Origin of the sequence: Pantoea sp. 9140, assembly GCF_000745295.1 — a bacterium.
Taxonomy (GTDB): Bacteria; Pseudomonadota; Gammaproteobacteria; order Enterobacterales; family Enterobacteriaceae; genus Pantoea; species Pantoea vagans.
The window spans coordinates 2,892,772-2,913,322 of record NZ_JQNO01000001.1 but is presented as its reverse complement, the minus strand read 5'-3'; the positions used below and the strand labels follow the sequence as shown (position 1 = coordinate 2,913,322).

Annotated in this window: 19 protein-coding genes; 15 read left to right on the top strand and 4 right to left on the bottom strand. The window is 56.3% G+C overall.

What is annotated here, in order from left to right; translation table 11 throughout:
* Positions 1–49: 49 nt before the first annotated feature.
* Complete coding sequence (locus FA92_RS13440) at positions 50–799, top strand: tRNA1(Val) (adenine(37)-N6)-methyltransferase (protein ID WP_033783911.1); 750 nt, start codon at positions 50–52, stop codon at positions 797–799.
* On the opposite strand, the gene nadB is transcribed toward FA92_RS13440, so the two are convergent.
* The gene (nadB, locus tag FA92_RS13435) at positions 784–2,403 is read right to left on the bottom strand and encodes an L-aspartate oxidase (protein ID WP_033784661.1); all 1,620 of its coding nucleotides are present in this window, start codon (positions 2,401–2,403) and stop codon (positions 784–786) included. The two genes, FA92_RS13440 and nadB, sit on opposite strands and share 16 nt — an antisense overlap.
* Positions 2,404–2,816: 413 nt before the next feature.
* Between nadB and rpoE the strand changes: the two genes are divergently transcribed.
* The 11 genes from rpoE to acpS all read left to right on the top strand — a co-directional run bounded on the left by rpoE (position 2,817) and on the right by acpS (position 12,274).
* The gene (gene rpoE / locus FA92_RS13430) at positions 2,817–3,392 is read left to right on the top strand and encodes an RNA polymerase sigma factor RpoE (RefSeq protein ID WP_013358764.1); all 576 of its coding nucleotides are present in this window, start codon (positions 2,817–2,819) and stop codon (positions 3,390–3,392) included.
* 30 nt (positions 3,393–3,422) lie between these two features.
* Positions 3,423–4,076 (top strand): anti-sigma-E factor RseA, encoded by a 654-nt coding sequence (gene rseA / locus FA92_RS13425; RefSeq protein WP_013358763.1) that lies wholly within the window; start codon positions 3,423–3,425, stop codon positions 4,074–4,076.
* Complete coding sequence (rseB, locus tag FA92_RS13420) at positions 4,076–5,032, top strand: sigma-E factor regulatory protein RseB (RefSeq protein ID WP_033783910.1); 957 nt, start codon at positions 4,076–4,078, stop codon at positions 5,030–5,032. Before rseA ends, rseB begins: the two co-directional genes overlap by 1 nt.
* Complete coding sequence (gene rseC, locus FA92_RS13415; protein ID WP_033783909.1) at positions 5,029–5,493, top strand: SoxR-reducing system protein RseC; 465 nt, start codon at positions 5,029–5,031, stop codon at positions 5,491–5,493. Before rseB ends, rseC begins: the two co-directional genes overlap by 4 nt.
* A gap of 218 nt (positions 5,494–5,711) precedes the next feature.
* Positions 5,712–7,511, top strand: coding sequence for a translation elongation factor 4 (gene lepA / locus FA92_RS13410; RefSeq protein WP_033783908.1), 1,800 nt, complete (start codon positions 5,712–5,714; stop codon positions 7,509–7,511).
* A gap of 9 nt (positions 7,512–7,520) precedes the next feature.
* A complete protein-coding gene (gene lepB, locus FA92_RS13405) occupies positions 7,521–8,495 on the top strand; it encodes a signal peptidase I (protein ID WP_033733550.1) in 975 nt (324 codons plus the stop codon).
* Positions 8,496–8,626: 131 nt separating this feature from the next.
* Positions 8,627–9,307, top strand: coding sequence for a ribonuclease III (rnc, locus tag FA92_RS13400; protein WP_010257656.1), 681 nt, complete (start codon positions 8,627–8,629; stop codon positions 9,305–9,307).
* A 144-nt stretch (positions 9,308–9,451) separates the two neighbouring features.
* Positions 9,452–10,357: a GTPase Era gene (gene era, locus FA92_RS13395; RefSeq protein WP_033733549.1), complete on the top strand. Its 906-nt coding sequence runs from the start codon at positions 9,452–9,454 to the stop codon at positions 10,355–10,357.
* 4 nt (positions 10,358–10,361) lie between these two features.
* Positions 10,362–11,090 (top strand): DNA repair protein RecO, encoded by a 729-nt coding sequence (gene recO / locus FA92_RS13390; protein ID WP_033733548.1) that lies wholly within the window; start codon positions 10,362–10,364, stop codon positions 11,088–11,090.
* Between the two features lie 72 nt (positions 11,091–11,162).
* A complete protein-coding gene (gene pdxJ, locus FA92_RS13385) occupies positions 11,163–11,894 on the top strand; it encodes a pyridoxine 5'-phosphate synthase (protein ID WP_033784660.1) in 732 nt (243 codons plus the stop codon).
* A complete protein-coding gene (gene acpS / locus FA92_RS13380) occupies positions 11,894–12,274 on the top strand; it encodes a holo-ACP synthase (protein WP_013358755.1) in 381 nt (126 codons plus the stop codon). The genes pdxJ and acpS overlap by 1 nt, the downstream gene beginning before the upstream one ends.
* Here acpS and FA92_RS13375 read toward each other — a convergent pair.
* Positions 12,271–12,519: a YfhL family 4Fe-4S dicluster ferredoxin gene (locus tag FA92_RS13375; protein ID WP_033733547.1), complete on the bottom strand. Its 249-nt coding sequence runs from the start codon at positions 12,517–12,519 to the stop codon at positions 12,271–12,273. The two genes, acpS and FA92_RS13375, sit on opposite strands and share 4 nt — an antisense overlap.
* Positions 12,520–12,574: 55 nt before the next feature.
* Positions 12,575–13,414: a MurR/RpiR family transcriptional regulator gene (locus tag FA92_RS13370; protein ID WP_010257643.1), complete on the bottom strand. Its 840-nt coding sequence runs from the start codon at positions 13,412–13,414 to the stop codon at positions 12,575–12,577.
* Between the two features lie 155 nt (positions 13,415–13,569).
* On the opposite strand from FA92_RS13370, the gene yfhb reads away from it, so the two are divergent.
* Together yfhb and tadA are read left to right on the top strand one after the other, a co-directional pair.
* Positions 13,570–14,208, top strand: a complete 639-nt coding sequence (gene yfhb, locus FA92_RS13365; RefSeq protein WP_033783907.1) for a phosphatidylglycerophosphatase C — start codon at positions 13,570–13,572, stop codon at positions 14,206–14,208.
* 63 nt (positions 14,209–14,271) lie between these two features.
* On the top strand, positions 14,272–14,763 hold the full coding sequence (tadA, locus tag FA92_RS13360) for a tRNA adenosine(34) deaminase TadA (RefSeq protein WP_072008982.1): 492 nt from the start codon (positions 14,272–14,274) through the stop codon (positions 14,761–14,763).
* Here tadA and mltF read toward each other — a convergent pair.
* A complete protein-coding gene (mltF, locus tag FA92_RS13355; protein ID WP_013358751.1) occupies positions 14,760–16,217 on the bottom strand; it encodes a membrane-bound lytic murein transglycosylase MltF in 1,458 nt (485 codons plus the stop codon). The two genes, tadA and mltF, sit on opposite strands and share 4 nt — an antisense overlap.
* 267 nt (positions 16,218–16,484) lie before the next feature.
* Here mltF and purL point away from each other — a divergent pair, with 267 nt between their 5' ends.
* Positions 16,485–20,372: a phosphoribosylformylglycinamidine synthase gene (purL, locus tag FA92_RS13350; protein WP_033783905.1), complete on the top strand. Its 3,888-nt coding sequence runs from the start codon at positions 16,485–16,487 to the stop codon at positions 20,370–20,372.
* The last annotated feature ends 179 nt before the right edge of the window (positions 20,373–20,551 follow it).

Genomic DNA, 20,551 nt, shown 5'->3' with positions numbered 1-20,551 from the left:
TTACACTCATGCGCTGCCGTGCGGCAGGAAAAAACGATGGTAGTGACGAATGATGCAGGATAAGCCGCGTGAACGGCCTCAGTTAAACAAGAACGGATTTACCTTTAAACAATTTTTTGTTGCCCACGATCGCTGTGCGATGAAAGTGGGCACCGATGCCATTCTGCTTGGTGCCTGGGCGCCGGTCGCCGGAGTCAGACGCATTCTGGATATTGGCAGTGGCAGCGGGTTAATCGCACTGATGCTGGCGCAGCGCACGCCGTCACAGGTCCAAATCGATGCGGTGGAGTTAGAACCTGAAGCCGCACAGCAGGCGCAGGAGAATATGCAGCAGTCGCCGTGGCCTGAACGTATTCAGGTTCATCAGCAGGATATCGCCAGCTGGGCTGAGCAGTGCGATAAACGTTACTCGCTGATTGTCAGCAATCCCCCTTATTTTACGCCGGGCGTAGCCTGTTCTACCGTGGCACGGGACAATGCACGCGCGACAGCCTCGCTCGATCATCAGACGCTGTTACGCAGTGCAGCCTTATTAATTGAAGAAGAGGGGATGTTCTGCGTGGTGCTGCCCGTCGATATTGGGCAGACGTTTATCACCCTGGCGCAGGCCGATGGCTGGCATCTGCATTTCCGGCTGGACGTGGCGGAATATGCCCATCGTCCGCCGCACCGCGTCATACTGGGTCTGTCGCCGCAGGCTGGGGAAACGCTGCTGGAGCGTCTCGCAATCCGCGCACCAGACACCCACTATTCCGATGAGTGGTGTAGCCTGACGCAGGACTTTTACCTCTTCATGTAACCCGGCGGGGTCAGAATAGTTGGCAGCGCTTCTGGCAGTAAGTCCGGATAGTCACGGATATAGTGCAGGCCGCGACTCTCTTTTCGCTCCAGCGCGCAGCGTACCATCAGGTCAGCGACCTGCACCAGATTCCGCAGCTCCAGCAGATTATTGGAGAGGCGGAAGTGGTGATAATACTCATCGATCTCCTGCTGAAGCAGATTGATGCGGCGCAGCGCCCGCTCCAGCCGCCGGGTGGTGCGGACGATTCCCATATAATCCCACATGAATAACCGCAACTCGTGCCAGTTATGCTGGATCACTACGCGTTCATCGGCGTCATCAACCTGACTCTCATCCCATGCAGGAAGGGCAGTGACGGCTTCAATGCCGGGCAGGGTACGCATCAGCTCCTCTGACGCGGACCAGCCATACACCAGACACTCCAGCAGTGAATTGGAGGCCATGCGGTTAGCGCCATGCAGGCCGGTATAACTCACTTCACCAATGGCATACAGGCCACTGACATCGGTCTGACCGTGCTGATCGACGACAACGCCACCGCAGGTGTAGTGCGCGGCGGGCACGATCGGAATCGGCTCTTTGGTCAGGTCAAAGCCAAAGGTCAGCAACTTCTCATAGATCATCGGGAAGTGTGCGCGCACAAATTCTTCAGGCTGGTGGCTGATATCCAGATACATACAGTCCACACCCAGTCGTTTCATCTCGTGATCGATAGCGCGGGCAACAATATCGCGCGGGGCCAGTTCGGCACGTTCATCGAAGTCGGGCATAAAACGACTGCCATCGGGACGTAACAGCCAGGCACCTTCTCCGCGTAACGCTTCGGTTAACAAGAAATTCTGTGCCTGCGGATGAAACAGGCAGGTCGGATGAAACTGGTTAAATTCCAGATTGGCTACCCGGCAACCCGCGCGCCACGCCATCGCGATGCCATCACCAGAGGCGATGTCAGGGTTAGTAGTATATTGATAGACTTTGGCGGCCCCGCCCGTTGCAACGACGACGGCCCGCGCCCGACAGGTTTCGACCTGCTCGCGATTGCGATTCCAGATCCACGCACCCACCACTCGCCGAGCGCCAGGCAGGCCGATTTTATCTGAAAGAATCAGATCGACCGCGTTGGTGCGCTCCAGAATCCGGATGTTAGGGTGGCTTAATGCCTGGCTCACCAGCGTGGTTTCTACCGCATGGCCGGTGGCGTCAGCACTGTGCAGAATGCGGCGATGACTGTGGCCGCCTTCGCGCGTCAGGTGATAGCGCATGTCACCCGCCGCCTGCGGATCGAGATCAAACGCAACGCCGTTGTCGATCAGCCACTGCACACAATGCCGGGCATTACTGGCAATAAACGACACGGCCTCACGGTCGCATAATCCCGCGCCGGCAATCAGCGTGTCTTCGATATGTGACTCGATGCTGTCCGTCTCATCAAATACCGCAGCAATACCGCCCTGCGCATAAAGGGTTGACCCTTCATTGACCTGCGCTTTACTGAGGACGGTCACCTGATACTGTTTTGCCAGCCGTAACGCCAGCGACAGTCCAGCCGCACCGCTGCCCACAATCAACACATCACACTGATAATCCGGGTTCGCATTCATCATAATGTTTAATTTACTAAACAAGGCCAGGCCTGAGCATAAGCCTAACAGGGAGTTCTGTGAAGTATTTTAAACATGAGGTGCGCGCGTTAATCTGACAATTATCTAAAGTCACCTATAATCAGTAAGTTAAAAACAGGCCGTTTCAGCCGTGGTTTTTTATAGCAAACTTATTAAACCTAAAGGATTTAATGATGAAAAAGCTGTTGTCATAGGTTACTCTGCCTGCGATTTACGCTCCTGACACTGAACGAAAACGAACAACCTGTGTTATCTCCATCGGAGCGGTAAATATCACGGCGGGAAGTGAACTTCGCACCACATCACAACTCTAAGCGCATGCTTGCTCAGAACATGAGATGTGCTGGCAGTTACTTTATGCATATGAAAAATTTGGGGAGACATTACCTCGGATGAGCGAGCAGTTAACGGATCAGGTCCTTGTCGAGCGGGTACAGAAGGGAGATCAAAAAGCGTTCAACTTACTGGTGATTCGTTACCAGCATAAAGTGGCGAGTTTGGTTTCACGCTATGTTCCCTCGGGCGACGTGCCTGATGTAGTACAGGAATCGTTTATTAAAGCGTATCGCGCACTGGACTCTTTCCGGGGCGATAGCGCGTTTTATACCTGGCTGTACCGCATTGCGGTAAACACAGCGAAAAATTACCTGGTTGCTCAGGGGCGTCGTCCGCCATCCAGCGATGTGGATGCGATTGACGCAGAAAATTTCGAAAGTGCGGGTGCATTAAAAGAAATTTCGAACCCTGAGAACTTAATGTTGTCTGACGAATTGAAACAAATTGTCTTTCGTACCATCGAGGCGCTACCCGAGGACTTGCGTATGGCAATCACCCTCAGGGAACTGGACGGTCTGAGTTATGAAGAGATCGCCGTCATTATGGATTGCCCGGTAGGCACTGTTCGATCACGTATCTTTCGTGCGCGAGAGGCCATTGATAACAAAGTTCAACCGCTTATCCAACGTTAGTGATAACGGCTACTGGAAGGGTACATAGGCATGCAGAAAGAAAAACTTTCCGCTTTAATGGATGGTGAGACCTTAGATAACGAGCTGTTTTCCGCCTTGTCTAAGGACGCAGAACTACAGAAAAGCTGGGCGAGCTATCATCTTATTCGCGATACCATGCGCGGTGATGTGGGCGATGTCCTGCATTTTGATATCTCTGCGCGCGTCGCTGCTGCTATCGAAAAAGAACCGTTGCGTACGGTTACCACGCTGATCCCTGAAGCTCAGCCAGAACCTTCCCGCTGGGAAAAAATGCCGTTCTGGAAAAAAGCGCGCCCGTGGGCTGCGCAACTGACTCAGGTGGGCGTAGCTGCCTGTGTGTCACTGGCCGTGATCGTGGGTGTTCAGCACTACAACCAGCCGCAGGGTAGCGCCACGCAGACCTCTGACTCTCCGGTGTTTAATACGCTGCCGATGATGGGTAAAGCTTCGCCGGTGAGCCTGGGTGTGCCGTCTGATGCCTTTGACACCAACAGCTCAAATCAGCAGGTTCAGGATCAGCGTCGTCGCGTAAACGCCATGCTGCAGGACTATGAACTGCAACGTCGTCTGCATGCTGATCAGCTGCAGTTTGAAACCGATGCGCCAAAACAGGCGCAGGTTGATGTTCCCGGAAACCAGTCATTAGGACAGCAGCAGCAGTAATGAAGCCGCTTTGGTATGCTGTTAGCCTGCTGACAGGCAGCCTGTTGTGGTCATCTGCCGCCCCGGCGCAAACTACTGCGTCCGGGGCGCTATTGCAGCAGATGGAGCAGGCAAGTCAGAACCTCAATTACGAATTTGCCTATATCAACGTCTCGCGCATCGGCATTGAATCGCTGCGTTATCGTCATGCTGTGATCGATAACCGGATATTCGCGCAGCTGTTGCAGATGGACGGACCACGTCGGGAAGTGATCCAGCGTGGCAACGATATCAGCTACTTCGAACCCGGCCTCGATCCTTTCTCGCTTCCTGGCAATCACATTATCGACGCTTTGCCGTCAGTGATTTTTGCTGACTTCACCAAACTCGCCACTGCCTACGATTTTATTACCGTGGGACGCTCGCGCATTGCCGATCAGATGTGTGATGTATTGCGCATCGTGTCACGCGATGGTACGCGTTACAGCTATGTGGTCTGGCTGGATGTCGATACCAAGCTGCCGCTGCGCATCGACCTGCTCGATCGTGACGGTGAAACGCTGGAGCAGTTCCGCGTTATCAGCTTTGCGGTGGATGAAGGGGTGCGCAATCTGATGCAGGGGCTGGAGAAAGCGAATCTGCCACCGTCGCTGTCCGTGCCGAAAGGGGACGCAGTTACCGTCGCCTGGCAGCCAGGCTGGATACCCGCAGGCATGTCGCTGGTGTCGCAGAATCGTCGCACGCTGCCGGGGCTGAACAAAAATATTGAGTCGAAGCTCTACAGCGATGGTCTGTTTAGTTTCGCGATCAACGTGACGCCAGCTGATAAAAGCAGCACAACCCAGACATTGCGCACTGGGCGTCGTACGGTCCAGACCGTTGTGCGCAATAATAACGAAATTGCGGTGATCGGCGAATTACCGCCCTCAACCGCAAAACGTATTGCGGACAGCATCGACCTGGGGTCACAAAAATGATGAGAGAATGGGCCACCGTGGTGGCATGGCAGGATGGCATTGCCACACTGCACACCGAAGCAAAAACGTCCTGCAACAGCTGCCAGGCACGCAAAGGCTGTGGCAGCCATATGCTGAACAAACTCGGTCCGAAGAATGCTCACGTGATGCAGATTGCCAGCAGCAAGCCGCTGCAGCCGGGACAGCGCATTGAGTTAGGCATCAAAGAGAGTAGCCTGCTGGGTTCGGCGCTGCTGGTCTACATGACGCCGCTGTTTGGCCTGTTCGTGGTTGCTGGATTGTTTCAGTCGCTGTTCAGCAGCGATCTGGCGGCCGCCTGTGGCGCACTGCTGGGCGGCATCGGCGGTTTTATTGTCGCGAAAGGCGTTTCAATGAAATTTGGCGATCGCGAAGCCTTTCAGCCGGTCATTCTGAACATTGCCCTCCCTCCCGATGCGCTGCGTGTTGAAAGCGAAGCGTAATGTACGTCCAGGCCGCGCATCCCGCGGCCTTTGTCCGTTCTGCCTTGCGCAGATATCTGTTTCGCTTCCACCACGTTCCATTCTTTTATGCGCGGCGTTAACAGTGTAATATGCGTCGTCATTAATGAGGCTGACAGGATTGTGGGTAAAGAGCGATCTTCCTGAATGTGTCTGTGCTCAGATTTTCAACTGAATTTTAAGCGAAGATATCCCTATAAATGAAGCACATAAGAAATTTCTCCATCATCGCTCATATCGACCATGGTAAATCTACGCTCTCTGACCGCCTTATTCAGATCTGCGGTGGCCTCTCTGACCGTGAAATGGCTGCGCAGGTTCTTGACTCTATGGATCTGGAGCGGGAGCGTGGCATTACTATCAAAGCACAGAGCGTCACACTCGATTACCACGCGAAAGACGGCGAAACTTACCAGCTCAATTTCATCGATACTCCGGGCCACGTAGACTTCTCTTATGAAGTTTCCCGCTCACTGGCTGCCTGCGAAGGTGCATTGCTGGTGGTGGATGCGGGTCAGGGTGTTGAAGCGCAGACACTGGCGAACTGCTACACCGCGATGGAGATGGATCTGGAAGTAGTGCCGGTTCTGAACAAAATTGACCTGCCGGCCGCCGATCCCGATCGCGCTGCGCAGGAGATTGAAGATATCGTCGGCATTGATGCGGCTGATGCGGTGCGCTGCTCCGCTAAAACCGGCGTCGGCGTTCCGGACGTGCTGGAACGCTTAGTGCGCGATATTCCGCCGCCGGAAGGCGATCCGGAAGGCCCGCTGCAGGCGCTGATTATCGATTCCTGGTTTGATAACTACCTGGGCGTTGTCTCGCTGGTGCGTGTGAAAAACGGCACCATGCGTAAAGGTGACAAGATCAAAGTCCTCAGCACCGGCCAGGTCTATAACGCTGATCGCCTGGGTATCTTTACCCCGAAACGTGTCGATCGTAATGAACTGAACTGTGGTGAAGTCGGCTGGCTGGTCTGCGCCATTAAAGATATCCTCGGCGCACCGGTGGGGGATACCCTGACCACCGCCCGCAACCCGGCAGACAAAGCGCTGCCAGGCTTTAAAAAAGTGAAGCCGCAGGTTTATGCCGGTCTGTTCCCGATCAGCTCTGACGACTATGAAGCGTTCCGTGATGCGCTTGGCAAGCTGAGTCTGAACGATGCCTCGCTGTTCTATGAGCCAGAAAGCTCAACGGCGCTGGGCTTTGGTTTCCGCTGTGGCTTCCTCGGTCTGCTGCACATGGAAATCATCCAGGAGCGTCTGGAGCGCGAATACGACCTCGATCTGATTACCACTGCACCGACGGTAGTGTATGAAGTCGTGACCACCGGCGGCGAAATTGTTCATGTCGACAGCCCATCCAAGCTGCCGCCACTGAATAACATCGAAGAACTGCGTGAGCCGATCGCGGAATGTCACATGCTGCTGCCGCAGGAGTATCTGGGCAACGTCATCACGCTCTGTATTGAGAAGCGTGGCGTGCAGACCAACATGGTTTACCACGGCAATCAGGTTGCACTGACGTATGAAATTCCGATGGCAGAAGTGGTCCTCGACTTCTTTGACCGTCTGAAATCCACCTCGCGCGGCTATGCCTCGCTGGATTACAACTTCAAACGTTTCCAGCCTTCAGACATGGTGCGCGTCGACGTACTGATTAACTCTGAACGTGTGGATGCGCTGGCGCTGATTACCCATCGCGACAACGCGCCTTATCGCGGCCGCGATCTGGTTGAGAAAATGAAAGATCTCATCCCGCGCCAGCAGTTCGATATTGCGATTCAGGCTGCCATTGGTAACCACATTATCGCGCGTTCAACCGTTAAACAGCTGCGTAAAAACGTTCTCGCCAAGTGTTATGGCGGTGACGTCAGTCGTAAGAAGAAACTGTTGCAGAAACAGAAAGATGGTAAGAAGCGTATGAAGCAGGTTGGTAACGTTGAGCTGCCACAGGAAGCGTTCCTCGCCATTCTGCATGTCGGTAAGGACAGCAAATAAGGATTTCCAATGGCTAATATGTTCGCCCTGATTCTGGCGATAGCGACGCTGATTACTGGCATCGTCTGGGTAATTGATCGTTTCAAATGGGCACCCGAGCGTCGCGCGAAACAGGCGGCGGCGCAGGCCCAGACCGGTAACGCGCTTGACAGCAAAACGCTGGCGAAAGTCTCTTCACAGCCAGGCTGGGTTGAGACCACCGCGTCCGTGTTCCCGGTGCTGGCCGTGGTTTTCATCGTGCGTTCGTTTATTTACGAACCGTTCCAGATTCCCTCTGGCTCGATGATGCCAACACTGCTGATTGGCGACTTTATCCTGGTGGAGAAATTTGCTTACGGCATTAAAGATCCGATCACCCAGACGACGCTGATCCCAACCGGTCAGCCGAAGCGTGGCGACATTGCGGTATTTAAATACCCGAAAGATCCGAGCCTGGACTACATTAAGCGCGTTATTGGACTGCCAGGCGATAAAGTCATCTATGATCCTTACAGCAAAACGCTGACGGTGAAACCGACCTGTGGTGATGATAAAGCCTGTGACACAGCGTTGGCAGTGACTTACACCGACGTTGAGCCTAGCAACTTTATCCAGACCTTTAGCGGCTTTGATGGCAACGAAACCGGCAACGGTTTTTATCAGGTGCCACAGGGCGATACTCTGCGCGGTGGTCTGCGCCTGGGAACACGCAAAGAGACAATCGGTAACGTGACGCATGACATTCTGCTGGTTAACGAAGCGCAGAGTCAGGCGGGCATGTATTATCAGCAGCCGGGTCAGCCGCAGGCGAGCTGGGTCGTGCCGAAAGGGCAATACTTCATGATGGGCGACAACCGTGATAACAGCGCCGACAGCCGCTACTGGGGCTTTGTCCCTGAGCGTAATCTGGTCGGCAAAGCGGTCGCTATCTGGATGAGCTTTGAGAAACAAGAAGGTCAGTGGCCAACCGGCGTGCGATTCAGTCGCATCGGCGGTATCCACTAATAATTTTGTCTGATTAACAGGCAAATCGGGTGGCCTCCTCAGGGAGGCCACTGCACACCAAACGGAACGTGTTGGACTGCCAGCCCCGTTTGGTATGCAGAGTCACAGACGCAACAAAGAACTGGAATCGCATGAACCCCATCCTGATTAACAAGCTTCAGCGCAAACTGGGCTACACTTTTACTCATTCGGAACTGTTACAGCAGGCCCTGACTCACCGTAGCGCCAGCAGTAAGCACAACGAGCGCCTGGAATTTCTGGGCGATTCTATTCTTAGCTATGTGATTGCGAATGCCCTTTATCACCGCTTCCCGCGAGTTGATGAAGGTGACATGAGCCGCATGCGTGCCACGCTGGTGCGCGGCAATACGCTGGCTGAAATGGCTCGCGAATTTGATCTTGGCGAGTGCCTGCGCTTAGGGCCGGGTGAGCTGAAAAGCGGCGGTTTCCGTCGCGAATCGATCCTGGCGGATACGGTGGAAGCGCTGATTGGCGGCATCTTTCTCGACAGCAGCATCGAGCGGGTAGAGCAGCTGATCCTCGACTGGTATCAGACGCGCCTGGATGAAATCAGTCCTGGCGACAAACAAAAAGATCCCAAAACGCGCCTGCAGGAGTATCTGCAGGGACGTCATCTGCCGCTGCCAAGTTATCTGGTAGTGCAGGTGCGTGGCGAAGCCCACGATCAGGAATTTACCATTCACTGTCAGGTGAGTGGCATGGCCGAGCCGGTCGTCGGCGTCGGCTCCAGCCGTCGTAAAGCCGAGCAGGCAGCGGCTGAACAGGCACTGATAAAATTAGGTCTCGAATAGGTCTGTCGGGGTGACAGTGCCGGACCGGCGCTGAATCAATCACCCTCTGACAGCTCTATCCCGGCGTCAGAAGACGCTGAATGACACATGACTCAAATAGCACTCTTCGGCGCCGCATCAGGCGCTGAACAATTCAGGACTCGAATGAGCGAAAACGTTACTTATTGCGGCTTTGTCGCGATTGTTGGCCGACCGAACGTCGGTAAATCCACCTTACTGAACCAGTTGCTGGGGCAGAAGGTGTCGATCACCTCGCGTAAGCCGCAAACCACGCGCCACCGCATCATGGGCATTCATACTGAGGGCAACTATCAGGCGATTTACGTCGATACCCCCGGACTGCACATGGAAGAGAAGCGCGCCATTAACCGTCTGATGAACCGTGCAGCCAGCAGTTCAATTGGCGACGTAGAGCTGGTGATCTTCGTCGTTGAAGGTACCCGCTGGACGCCAGATGATGAGATGGTGTTAAACAAACTGCGCGACAACAAAGTGCCGGTTGTGCTGGCTGTGAATAAAGTCGACAACATCCAGGATAAAACCATTCTGCTGCCGCATCTGCAGTTCCTCAGCCAGCAGATGAACTTCCTTGATATCGTGCCAATCTCTGCGGAGAGCGGCAAAAACGTCGATACCATTGCGGCGATTACCCGCAAGCATCTGCCGCAGGCCGATCATCACTTCCCGGAAGATTACATCACCGATCGCTCTCAGCGTTTCATGGCGTCAGAGATGATCCGTGAAAAACTGATGCGCTTCCTGGGCGCTGAACTGCCTTACTCGGTCACCGTGGAGATTGAGCGCTTCGTGACTAACGAACGCGGCGGTTATGACATCCATGGTCTGATTCTGGTCGAGCGCGAAGGGCAGAAGAAGATGGTGATTGGCAACAAAGGTGCCAAAATCAAAGTCATCGGAACAGAAGCGCGGAGGGACATGGAAGAGATGTTCGAAGCGAAAGTGCATCTCGAACTGTGGGTGAAAGTGAAATCCGGCTGGGCAGATGACGAACGAGCGCTGCGCAGCCTGGGTTATACAGACGATCTCTGATTCAATGGAAGGCTGGCAACGCGCCTTTGTGCTGCATAGTCGTCCCTTCAGCGAAACCAGCCTGCTGCTCGACCTGTTCAGCGAAAACGAAGGGCGGGTTCGGGTGCTGGCCAAGGGCGCACGCTCGCGGCGCTCCCAGCTGAAAGGTGCGTTACAGCCTTTTACCCCGCTGCTGGTTCGCTGGAGCGGGCGCGGGGACGTCAAAACTCTGCGCAACGCCGAAGCGGTGTCGCTGGCTTTACCGCTCAGCGGCATTACGCTCTACTGCGGTCTCTACGTCAATGAGTTGGTCTCTCGCGTACTGCAGCCGGAATCGCCCTTCCAGGAACTTTTCTTCGACTACCTCAACTGCCTTCAGGCATTAGCCTCAACGCACGGCAAGCCCGAACCGGCACTGCGCCGTTTTGAACTGGCGCTGCTCGGTCACCTGGGCTACGGCGTCGACTTCCTGCATTGCGCCGGCAGCGGCGAGCCGGTCAGTGACGACATGACGTACAGCTACCGTGAAGAGCGTGGCTTTATCGCCAGTCTGGTGGTTAATCAGCGCAGCTTTACCGGCCGTGAGTTGCACGCCCTGTGCGAACGTGAGTTTCCCGATGCCGACACGCTGCGCGCTGCGAAGCGGTTTACCCGTATTGCCCTGAAGCCCTACCTGGGTGGCAAGCCGCTGAAAAGTCAGGAGCTGTTCCGCCAGTTTATCCCGAAGAAAAAGCCCGAACAGGCAGATGAATAGCGCAGGGTGTACTGACGGTTTATAGTTGCGCGGTACACTCAACATCACGATGGAAAAGAAGTGAGGATGGTTATGGCTGAGTTGCTGTTAGGCGTCAATATCGATCACATTGCCACGGTGCGTAACGCCCGTGGGACAAACTATCCCGATCCGGTGCAGGCGGCGTTCATCGCCGAGCAGGCAGGCGCAGACGGCATTACGGTGCACCTGCGCGAAGATCGCCGTCACATTACCGACCGCGACGTGCGTATTCTGCGTGACACCATCCAGACGCGCATGAATCTGGAGATGGCGGTCACTGATGAGATGATCGGTATCGCCTGTGATATCCAGCCCCATTTCTGCTGCCTGGTGCCGGAAAAGCGCCAGGAAGTGACCACGGAAGGCGGACTGGATGTGGCAGGGCAGCAGGAGAAGATGAACGCGGCCGTACTACTGCTGCGTGACGCGGGCATTCTGGTTTCACTGTTTATTGATGCCGACCACCGCCAGATCGAAGCGGCCGTTGCTACCGGTGCGCCTTACATCGAAATTCATACCGGCGCTTATGCTGAGGCTCCCGAGGGACGGGCGCGTGACGCAGAGCTGGCACGCATTCGCCATGCCGCGACCTTTGCCGCCAGCCTGGGGCTGAAGGTGAATGCCGGTCACGGTCTGACCTACCATAACGTGCTGCCGATTGCGGCGCTGCCGGAAATGCATGAGCTGAATATCGGCCATGCGATTATCGGCCGTGCGGTGATGAGTGGCCTGCCGGATGCGGTCAAAGAGATGAAGCAACTGCTACGTGAAGCCCGCCGCTGATGGCTATTCTGGGACTGGGCAGCGACATCGTTGAGATTGAACGCATCGCCGACGTGATAGCGCGCTCCGGCGACAGGCTGGCGCGTCGGGTGCTGAGTGAAGCCGAATGGCAGCAGTATCAGGCGCATAAACAGCCGGTGCGCTTTCTCGCCAAACGCTTTGCGGTTAAAGAGGCGGCAGCCAAAGCCTTCGGCACCGGCATTCGCGGTGGTCTGGCATTTAATCAGTTCGAAGTTTACAACGATGCGCTGGGTAAACCGGGGTTACGCTTCTTTCAGCAGGCCGCTGACGTGGCAGAGAAGCTGGGCGTTAACCACGTTCACGTAACGCTGGCCGATGAGCGTCACTACGCCTGCGCCACGGTAATCATTGAAAGCTAGCCGTGCAGCAGCACGAACTTATCCCACAGCGCATCGCGTGATTCGGTGTGCTGTGGGTCAGTGATAATGGTGTTGTCGATGGGGCAGACCCGCTGACAGGTTGGCGCTTCATAATGCCCGACGCATTCCGTGCAGCGGCTGACATCAATCTCATAGATCGCATCGCCCAGTGAAATCGCCTGGTTCGGGCACTCCGGTTCACACATATCGCAGTTAATGCATCTGGACGTAATCAACAGCGCCATTTATCCCACCTGGTAACAACAGAAAAAACGCGGGTATTATACGCGCTGCCACTGATCAGACCAGCTTTTTCACCAGCGCTTCGCTGTGACGAATATGACTCGACGCACGTTCCGGATCGTTTTGCACCAGCGCCATAAACAGCAGATCGGTCAGGGCCAGCTGCGCTGTGGTCGAGGAGATCGCCGCGCTGCGGGTGCTCTGCTCTTCCGCCACCGTGTAGAGACAGTAGCTGGCACTCTGTTGCAGGGTGTTCGGCGTAAAGCCGGTAAACGCAACCACATCGGCCCCAACCTGAACCGCTTCCTGCGCCGCCAGATTAATCTCGCGCCGTTCCCCGGTGTAGGAGATGGCGAGCAGCACATCGCCTGGCCCCATCGCCTGTACGCTGGCCAGCAGGGCGTGCATGTCCTGTTCCGCCACCGCATTAATCCCGATCTTCATCAGCTTCCAGGAGAAGTCCTTTGCCACCAGGCCCGATGCGCCGATGCCGACCAGTAAAATGCGCCGGGCATTTTTCAGCAGCTGTAACACATCGTTGAGCTTCTCTTCGCTATTAATATCCAGCGTGGCGCGGATCGCCGAGAGCTTTTCGGTCAGCAGCTTTTCCCCCACCATTTTAAGCGGATCGTCGCTGAGAATATGGTTATGCACGGTAATGGCATCCTTGTCCGCCAGTGACTCACTCAGAGCCAGCTTAAGCGCCGGAAAGCCTTTATATCCCAGCTTCTGAGCAAACTTCACCACGCTCGACTGGCTGACGCCCGACTCTTCCGCCAGCTTTTGCGAACTCAGGTGACGTGCCCGATCGGGTTGCGACAGTAAAAAATCCGCCAGCCGACGCTCGTTCAATGCCAGACGTGGATAAAGCTGGCGAATGCGCAGCAATGAACTCATGCCCAATCCTCGTAATTCAGGGATAATCAGTGAAGAATAAACTATTCATCGGGCATTGTAGTCATCGGAATTAAAAATGACCGTCATCGCCGTACCGCCTGATGATGGCTACACTACTCTTTATCATCCCGGAATCAGCCGTTAAGGAGAGTTGTTTGACCAGGGGAACACAACGTCGCATCGTATTTTTCGACCTCGATGGCACTTTGCATCAGCAGGACATGTTCGGCACCTTTATGCGCTATCTGCTGCGTCGCCGCCCGCTTAATCTGCTGCTGGTGGTGCCGTTACTGCCGGTGGTGGGCATCGGTCTGCTGTTTAAAGGCCGCGCGGCACGCTGGCCCATGAGCCTGCTGCTCTGGTCAATTACCTTTGGCCGCTCCGAGCAGACATTGCTGCGCCTCGAAGCCGAGTTTGCCCAGTGGTTTCGCCTGCGCGTAAAGGCCTTTCCGATGGTGCAGCAGCGTCTGACGGATTACCTCGGCAGTGATGACGCTGACGTCTGGCTGATCACCGGATCGCCACAGTCGCTGGTGGAGCAGGTCTATTATGACTCCGCGTTTCTGCCACGCGTGAAGCTGATTGCCAGTCAGATGCGTCGCGGCTGGGGCGGGCGTGTGCTGGCGATGCGCTGCCTCGGTCATGAGAAAGTGGCCCAGCTTGAAGAGAAAATCGGCACGCCGTTACAGCTTTACAGTGGCTACAGCGACAGCAAACAGGACAACCCGTTACTGTTCTTCTGTCAGCATCGCTGGCGTGTAACCCCGGCGGGTGAACTGCAGCAGTTGGAATAAGTTTCGACACGCTCGCAGAGATCGCTATAATGCGCCGCTTTTCAGTCGCCCGGAGTGGTCAGCGTGAAACAACAAGATGAATACTGGATGCGCCACGCGCTGAGCCTGGCGCGTCGCGCCTGGGAGCAGGGCGAAGTGCCGGTGGGGGCCGTGCTGGTTCAGAACGACCGGGTGATTGGGGAAGGCTGGAACCGGCCCATCGGCCAGCACGATCCGACCGCGCATGCAGAGATCATGGCGCTACGGCAGGGCGGTAAAATACTGGAAAATTACCGCCTGCTGGATACAACGCTTTACGTCACGCTGGAGCCGTGTGTGATGTGTGCCGGTGCCATGGTTCACAGCCGTATTAGCCGACTGGTCTATGGTGCGCACGATATTAAAAGTGGGGCAGCGGGATCGCTGCTGGATGTGCTGGGCCATCCTGGCATGAATCATCAGGTTGAACTGCATAGCGGCGTGCTGGCTGAAGAGTGTGCCGCCATGCTGAGCGACTTCTTCCGTATGCGTCGTGAGCAGAAAAAAGTCCTGCGTCAGGCGCAACGCCAGGGTTAGTTCATGGCGATCTTCGGTTCAACCGCCGGGTAGCCCTTCGCCAGTTCGGCCTGTGCTTCAGCCTGCCGCGCCAGACGCTTCTCCTGCTCCTGCAGATAACCCACCAGGCTTATCTGATACTTGCGGATATTCTCCACGTAGTTATAGGCTTCATGTCCACGGGCATAGCCATACGCTGTCTGCGTGTAGTAGCGCTTCTGGCTTAACATGGGCAGACGCAGCTTCACATCCGCCCAGCTGTCCGGATTACCGCCCTGGCGTGCCGTCAGTTTGCGGACGTCAAGCATATGGGCATAACCCATGTTATAAGCCGCCAGCGCAAACCAGATGCGCTCATCTTCCGGGATGGTCTGCGGCACCTTCGCCATCATATCCTGCAGATACTGACTGCCGCCGCGAATGCTCTGTTCGGGATCGGTACGGTCGCCCACATCCAGGCTATCAGCGGTGTTACGCGTCAGCATCATCATGCCGCGCACGCCGGTCGGCGAGGTAGCCTGCGGGTTCCAGTGCGACTCCTGATAGGAGATCGCCGCCAGCAGCCGCCAGTCGATGCTGGTGGCGTACTTCTCAAACAGCGGCTTGATGTCGGGCAGCGTATTGTCGATGGCGCGCAGGAACGTGCGGGTATCAACATAGTCAAAGGTGCCGACGTGACCGAGGTATTTCTCCTCCAGCCGCGCCATCGCGCCTTCTTCGCCCATACCATTAAAGAAGTCGAGCATTGCTGCATTCAGGCTGTCGTCATCGCTGTGCCGCACATACCAGGTCACCGGCTCTTCATCGGTAACATCGAACGCCACCGCCAGCTGCGGATAGATGCGCTGCAGCAGGGCGATGGTCACCGAGTCACCAATGGTGTAGTCGAGCTTGCCGTCGGCGACCGCTTCCAGCAGGGCCTTAGGACTCTGATCGGTGGAGATCGCCCAGTCCAGATCGGGGAACTGATTGGAACGGGCGCTCTTAAGCGTGGACAGATAGGCCGATCCGGACGCAACTGTCAGCCGCCCCTTTAAGTCACCGAGGTTTTTAGGGCGTGGCTTATCCACGCGATAGACCAGCTGTTGTGAAACGTTGTAGTAACCTGGCCCGGTCTGATAGCGCGTCAGGCGTTCATTGTTGTAGTTCAGGCCAGCGGCCAGCAAATCGGCTTTACCCTCGTCAAGATCATCAAACAGATCGCTCAGGTTAGGACGAACCGTCACCTTCAGTTTGACGCCAAGATAATCGGCGAAGCGTTTTGCCAGCTCATAATCCATACCGGCCGGTAACTGGTTAACTGTGTAGTACGTTAATGGGGAGTTGATGGTACTGACCCGCAGGACTCCCCGTGATTTAATCTGTGAAATCCTGTCCTGCCCACCCCCATACCAGGGAATGGATGGCCACAGCGCTAACGCTAACAGCACGGCAACCAGACCGATAAACAGATAATTAAATTTTAGGCGTTTCAAATAGTTATCTCTCGCTGGCTCTAAGGCCTCTGTCTTTTAAAGGCAGTATTTATCTTCTTTGAACTCCCAGAGCGAGGGGCATTTTGCGCAACAAAATCACACTGAGCAACTTTTATAGCAGCTTTTGCGCAAAATTCAGGCAAATCCGGGTTGCCAAAAATTGTGCGCAAACGGTTTCGTCACGAGGTCGCTTTCTCTATAATACGCCCCGTTTTCCCTGTTGCGCCCAATCAAGCGTCGCCCGGCGCCCTGACGAGAGACTTATTAATGGAAATTCTGCGTGGTTCGCCCGCCCTGTCGGCATTTCGTGTAAACAAACTGCTGACCCGCTTTCAGGACGCTCATCTGCCGGTGAGTGATATTTACGCTGAGTACATCCATTTTGCTGATGTCAGTACGCCTTTAACCGCTGACGAACAGAGCCGCCTGCAACGCCTGCTGAAGTATGGTCCCTCTCTCGCTGAACATGCCCCACAGGGACGTCTGCTGCTGGTGACACCACGTCCCGGCACCATTTCGCCCTGGTCATCCAAAGCCACCGACATTGCTCATAACTGCGGCCTGCCGCAGGTACGTCGTCTGGAACGCGGTCTGGCTTTTTATGTGCAGGCTCCGCAACTGACAGAAGCGCAGTGGCAGACGCTGGGTACACTGCTGCACGATAGGATGATGGAAACGGTCTATAGCGATCTGGCCCAGGCTGAGCAGCTGTTTGCGCACCATACGCCGCAGCCGGTGAAGAGCGTCGATCTGCTGGGTGAAGGCCGTCAGGCGCTGGTTCAGGCAAATATCTCGCTGGGTCTGGCGCTGGCAGACGATGAAATTGACTACCTGGTGGCGGCATTTACCGCGCTGGGCCGCAATCCCAACGACATTGAACTCTATATGTTTGCGCAGGCGAACTCTGAGCACTGTCGTCACAAGATCTTCAACGCCGACTGGATTATCGACGGCGAGAAACAGCCGAAGTCGCTGTTTAAGATGATTAAAAACACCATGGAGCAGACGCCGGACTTCGTGCTCTCTGCTTATAAAGATAACGCCGCCGTGATGGAAGGGTCAGAGGTTGGCCGCTTCTTTGCTGACGCCGGCGAGAGCGAATACCGCTGGCATCAGGAAGCCGCGCACATCCTGATGAAGGTGGAAACGCATAACCATCCAACGGCCATCTCGCCGTGGCCAGGCGCCGCGACCGGTTCCGGTGGTGAGATCCGTGATGAAGGCGCAACCGGACGCGGCTCCAAGCCCAAAGCGGGCCTGGTTGGATTCTCGGTTTCTAACCTGCGCATCCCGGGCTTTGAACAGCCGTGGGAAGAGGACTTCGGCAAACCGGCGCGCATCGTCAGCGCACTGGAAATCATGACCGACGGGCCTCTGGGCGGCGCTGCGTTTAACAATGAATTTGGTCGTCCGGCGCTGAACGGCTACTTCCGTACCTATGAAGAGCAGGTCACCAGCCACAACGGCACCGAGCTGCGCGGCTATCACAAGCCGATTATGCTGGCGGGCGGCATCGGTAACATCCGTGCCGATCACGTGCAGAAAGGCGAAATCACCGTCGGCGCGAAGCTGGTGGTGCTGGGTGGACCGGCTATGAACATCGGCCTGGGCGGCGGCGCAGCATCCTCCATGGCCTCGGGCCAGTCGGATGCCGATCTCGACTTCGCCTCGGTTCAGCGTGATAACCCGGAAATGGAACGCCGTTGCCAGGAAGTGATCGACCGCTGCTGGCAGCTGGGCGATGAGAACCCGATTCTGTTTATTCACGACGTAGGCGCGGGCGGCCTTTCCAACGCCATGCCGGAGCTGGTCAGCGATGGTGGCCGCGGTGGCCGGTTTAACCTGCGTGACATCCTGAGTGACGAGCCAGGCATGAGCCCGCTGGAAGTCTGGTGTAACGAATCACAGGAACGTTATGTGATGGCCGTCGCGCCCGATCAGCTGGCGCAGTTTGAGGCGATCTGCCAGCGCGAACGCGCACCGTTCGCGGTGATTGGTGAAGCGACCGAAGAACTGCACCTGAGCCTGGAAGATAGCCATTTCGATAATAAGCCAATCGACATGCCGCTTGACGTGCTGCTGGGCAAAACGCCGAAGATGACGCGTGATGTGGTGACACAGCAGGCACAGGGGACCGAACTGCAGCGCGACGGCATTACGCTGGTCGATGCGGTGAATCGCGTGCTGCATCTGCCTGCCGTAGCGGAGAAAACCTTCCTGATCACCATCGGTGACCGCAGCGTGACCGGCATGGTAGCGCGCGATCAGATGGTCGGCCCGTGGCAGATCCCGGTTGCCAACTGTGCGGTGACCACTGCCAGTCTCGACAGCTATCACGGCGAAGCCTTTGCCCTGGGCGAACGTTCACCGGTTGCGCTGCTGGACTTCGCGGCGTCGGGTCGTCTGGCGGTGGGTGAAGCACTGACTAACTTGGCGGCAACGCAGATTGGTTCGCTGAAGCGCGTGAAACTTTCCGCTAACTGGATGTCTGCAGCCGGTCATCCGGGTGAAGATGCTGGTTTATACGCGGCGGTGAAAGCGGTCGGCGAAGAGCTGTGTCCGGCGCTGGGGATCACTATCCCGGTCGGTAAAGATTCGATGTCGATGAAAACCCGCTGGCAGGAAGGCACCGAACAGCGAGAGATGACCTCACCGCTGTCGCTGGTGATTACCGCGTTTGCCCGCGTCGAAGATGTTCGTCGTACCGTCACGCCACAGCTGCAGGCCGATCAGGATAACCTGCTGCTGCTGATTGACCTGGGCAACGGCGCGAATACGCTGGGCGCAACCGCGCTGTCGCAGGTCTATCGGCAGCTCGGCGACAAACCTGCCGACGTGCGTGATGCCACACAGCTGGCGGGCTTCTTCAATGCGATTCAGGCGCTGGTGGCTGAGCAGAAACTGCTGGCCTACCACGACCGCTCTGACGGTGGCCTGCTGGTGACGCTGGCCGAGATGGCGTTTACCGGTCACTGCGGTATCGACGTTGATATCGCCTCGCTGGGCAACGATGCGCTGGCTGCTCTGTTTACCGAAGAGCTGGGTGCGGTGATCCAGATCAATGCCGCCGATCGCGCGGCGGTTGAGCAGATCCTGGCGGATCACGGCCTTGCCGCCTCGACGCATCTGCTGGGCAGCGCACAGCTGGGCGATCGCTTTGTGATCCGTGCCGGTGACAGCGCGGTTTACAGCGAAAGCCGTACCACGCTGCGCACCTGGTGGGCGGAAACCACCTGGCAGATGCAGCGCCTGCGTGACAACCCGGCGTGTGCCGATCAGGAGCATGAAGCGAAGAAGAACGACAGCGACCCTGGCCTGAATGTGAATCTGACCTTCAATCCGCAGGAAGATGTGGCGGCGCCGATGATCGCTACGGGCGCACGTCCACGCGTCGCGGTGCTGCGTGAGCAGGGCGTGAACTCACACGTCGAGATGGCCGCCGCCTTTGACCGGGCTGGCTTTACCGCCATTGACGTTCACATGAGCGATCTGCTGGCCGGACGTCGCGGTCTGGAAGAGTTCCAGGCGCTGGTGGCCTGTGGCGGCTTCTCTTACGGTGATGTGCTGGGTGCCGGTGAGGGCTGGGCGAAATCGATTCTGTTCAACCCGCGTGTGCGTGACGAGTTCGAAACCTTCTTCCACCGTCCACAAACCCTGGCGCTGGGCGTCTGCAACGGTTGCCAGATGATGTCCAACCTGCGCGAACTGATCCCGGGCAGCGATCTCTGGCCGCGCTTCGTGCGTAACCAGTCTGAGCGCTTTGAAGCACGCTTCAGCCTGGTCGAAGTGGCCGCCAGTCCGTCACTGCTGCTGGACGGCATGGCCGGTTCGCATATGCCTATCGCGGTTTCGCACGGTGAAGGCTTTGTCGAAGTCCGTGATGCGACGCATCTGGCAGCGCTGGAGTCGAAAGGGCTGGTGGCACTGCGCTTTGTCGATAACTTCGGCAAGGTGACAGAAACCTATCCGGCTAACCCGAATGGTTCTCCTAACGGCATTACCGCCGTGACCAACGAAAGTGGTCGCGTCACCATTATGATGCCGCATCCGGAGCGCGTGTTCCGTACCGTCAGCAACTCCTGGCATCCGGCTGAGTGGGGCGAAGACAGTCCGTGGATGCGCATTTTCCGCAATGCGCGCAGACAGCTGGGTTAATTTAATCCACTGAAATGAACAGGAGGCCAGCGTGCCTCCTGTTCTTTTTTGCGCCGTTGTTGGCAAATGGCGACAACAGAGTCATTGCACTGTCTCTTTATGGCGACATTTATCTCGTTGATTTTTTAATATGTGCTTATCAGACTGGTTTTAGTGTCGCCTTACGGAGACAGACAGCC

What these genes read in the sequence shown, in the direction of transcription:
- rseC (WP_033783909.1), top strand. Translation starts at nt 5,029, where the DNA reads ATGATGAGAGAATGGGCCACCGTGGTGGCATGGCAGGATGGCATTGCC.
- acpS (WP_013358755.1), top strand. Translation starts at nt 11,894, where the DNA reads ATGGCTATTCTGGGACTGGGCAGCGACATCGTTGAGATTGAACGCATC.
- rseA (WP_013358763.1), top strand. Translation starts at nt 3,423, where the DNA reads ATGCAGAAAGAAAAACTTTCCGCTTTAATGGATGGTGAGACCTTAGAT.
- recO (WP_033733548.1), top strand. Translation starts at nt 10,362, where the DNA reads ATGGAAGGCTGGCAACGCGCCTTTGTGCTGCATAGTCGTCCCTTCAGC.
- FA92_RS13370 (WP_010257643.1), bottom strand. Translation starts at nt 13,414, where the DNA reads ATGAGTTCATTGCTGCGCATTCGCCAGCTTTATCCACGTCTGGCATTG.
- rseB (WP_033783910.1), top strand. Translation starts at nt 4,076, where the DNA reads ATGAAGCCGCTTTGGTATGCTGTTAGCCTGCTGACAGGCAGCCTGTTG.
- lepA (WP_033783908.1), top strand. Translation starts at nt 5,712, where the DNA reads ATGAAGCACATAAGAAATTTCTCCATCATCGCTCATATCGACCATGGT.
- purL (WP_033783905.1), top strand. Translation starts at nt 16,485, where the DNA reads ATGGAAATTCTGCGTGGTTCGCCCGCCCTGTCGGCATTTCGTGTAAAC.
- nadB (WP_033784661.1), bottom strand. Translation starts at nt 2,403, where the DNA reads ATGAATGCGAACCCGGATTATCAGTGTGATGTGTTGATTGTGGGCAGC.
- FA92_RS13375 (WP_033733547.1), bottom strand. Translation starts at nt 12,519, where the DNA reads ATGGCGCTGTTGATTACGTCCAGATGCATTAACTGCGATATGTGTGAA.
- rnc (WP_010257656.1), top strand. Translation starts at nt 8,627, where the DNA reads ATGAACCCCATCCTGATTAACAAGCTTCAGCGCAAACTGGGCTACACT.
- pdxJ (WP_033784660.1), top strand. Translation starts at nt 11,163, where the DNA reads ATGGCTGAGTTGCTGTTAGGCGTCAATATCGATCACATTGCCACGGTG.
- lepB (WP_033733550.1), top strand. Translation starts at nt 7,521, where the DNA reads ATGGCTAATATGTTCGCCCTGATTCTGGCGATAGCGACGCTGATTACT.
- era (WP_033733549.1), top strand. Translation starts at nt 9,452, where the DNA reads ATGAGCGAAAACGTTACTTATTGCGGCTTTGTCGCGATTGTTGGCCGA.
- FA92_RS13440 (WP_033783911.1), top strand. Translation starts at nt 50, where the DNA reads ATGATGCAGGATAAGCCGCGTGAACGGCCTCAGTTAAACAAGAACGGA.
- rpoE (WP_013358764.1), top strand. Translation starts at nt 2,817, where the DNA reads ATGAGCGAGCAGTTAACGGATCAGGTCCTTGTCGAGCGGGTACAGAAG.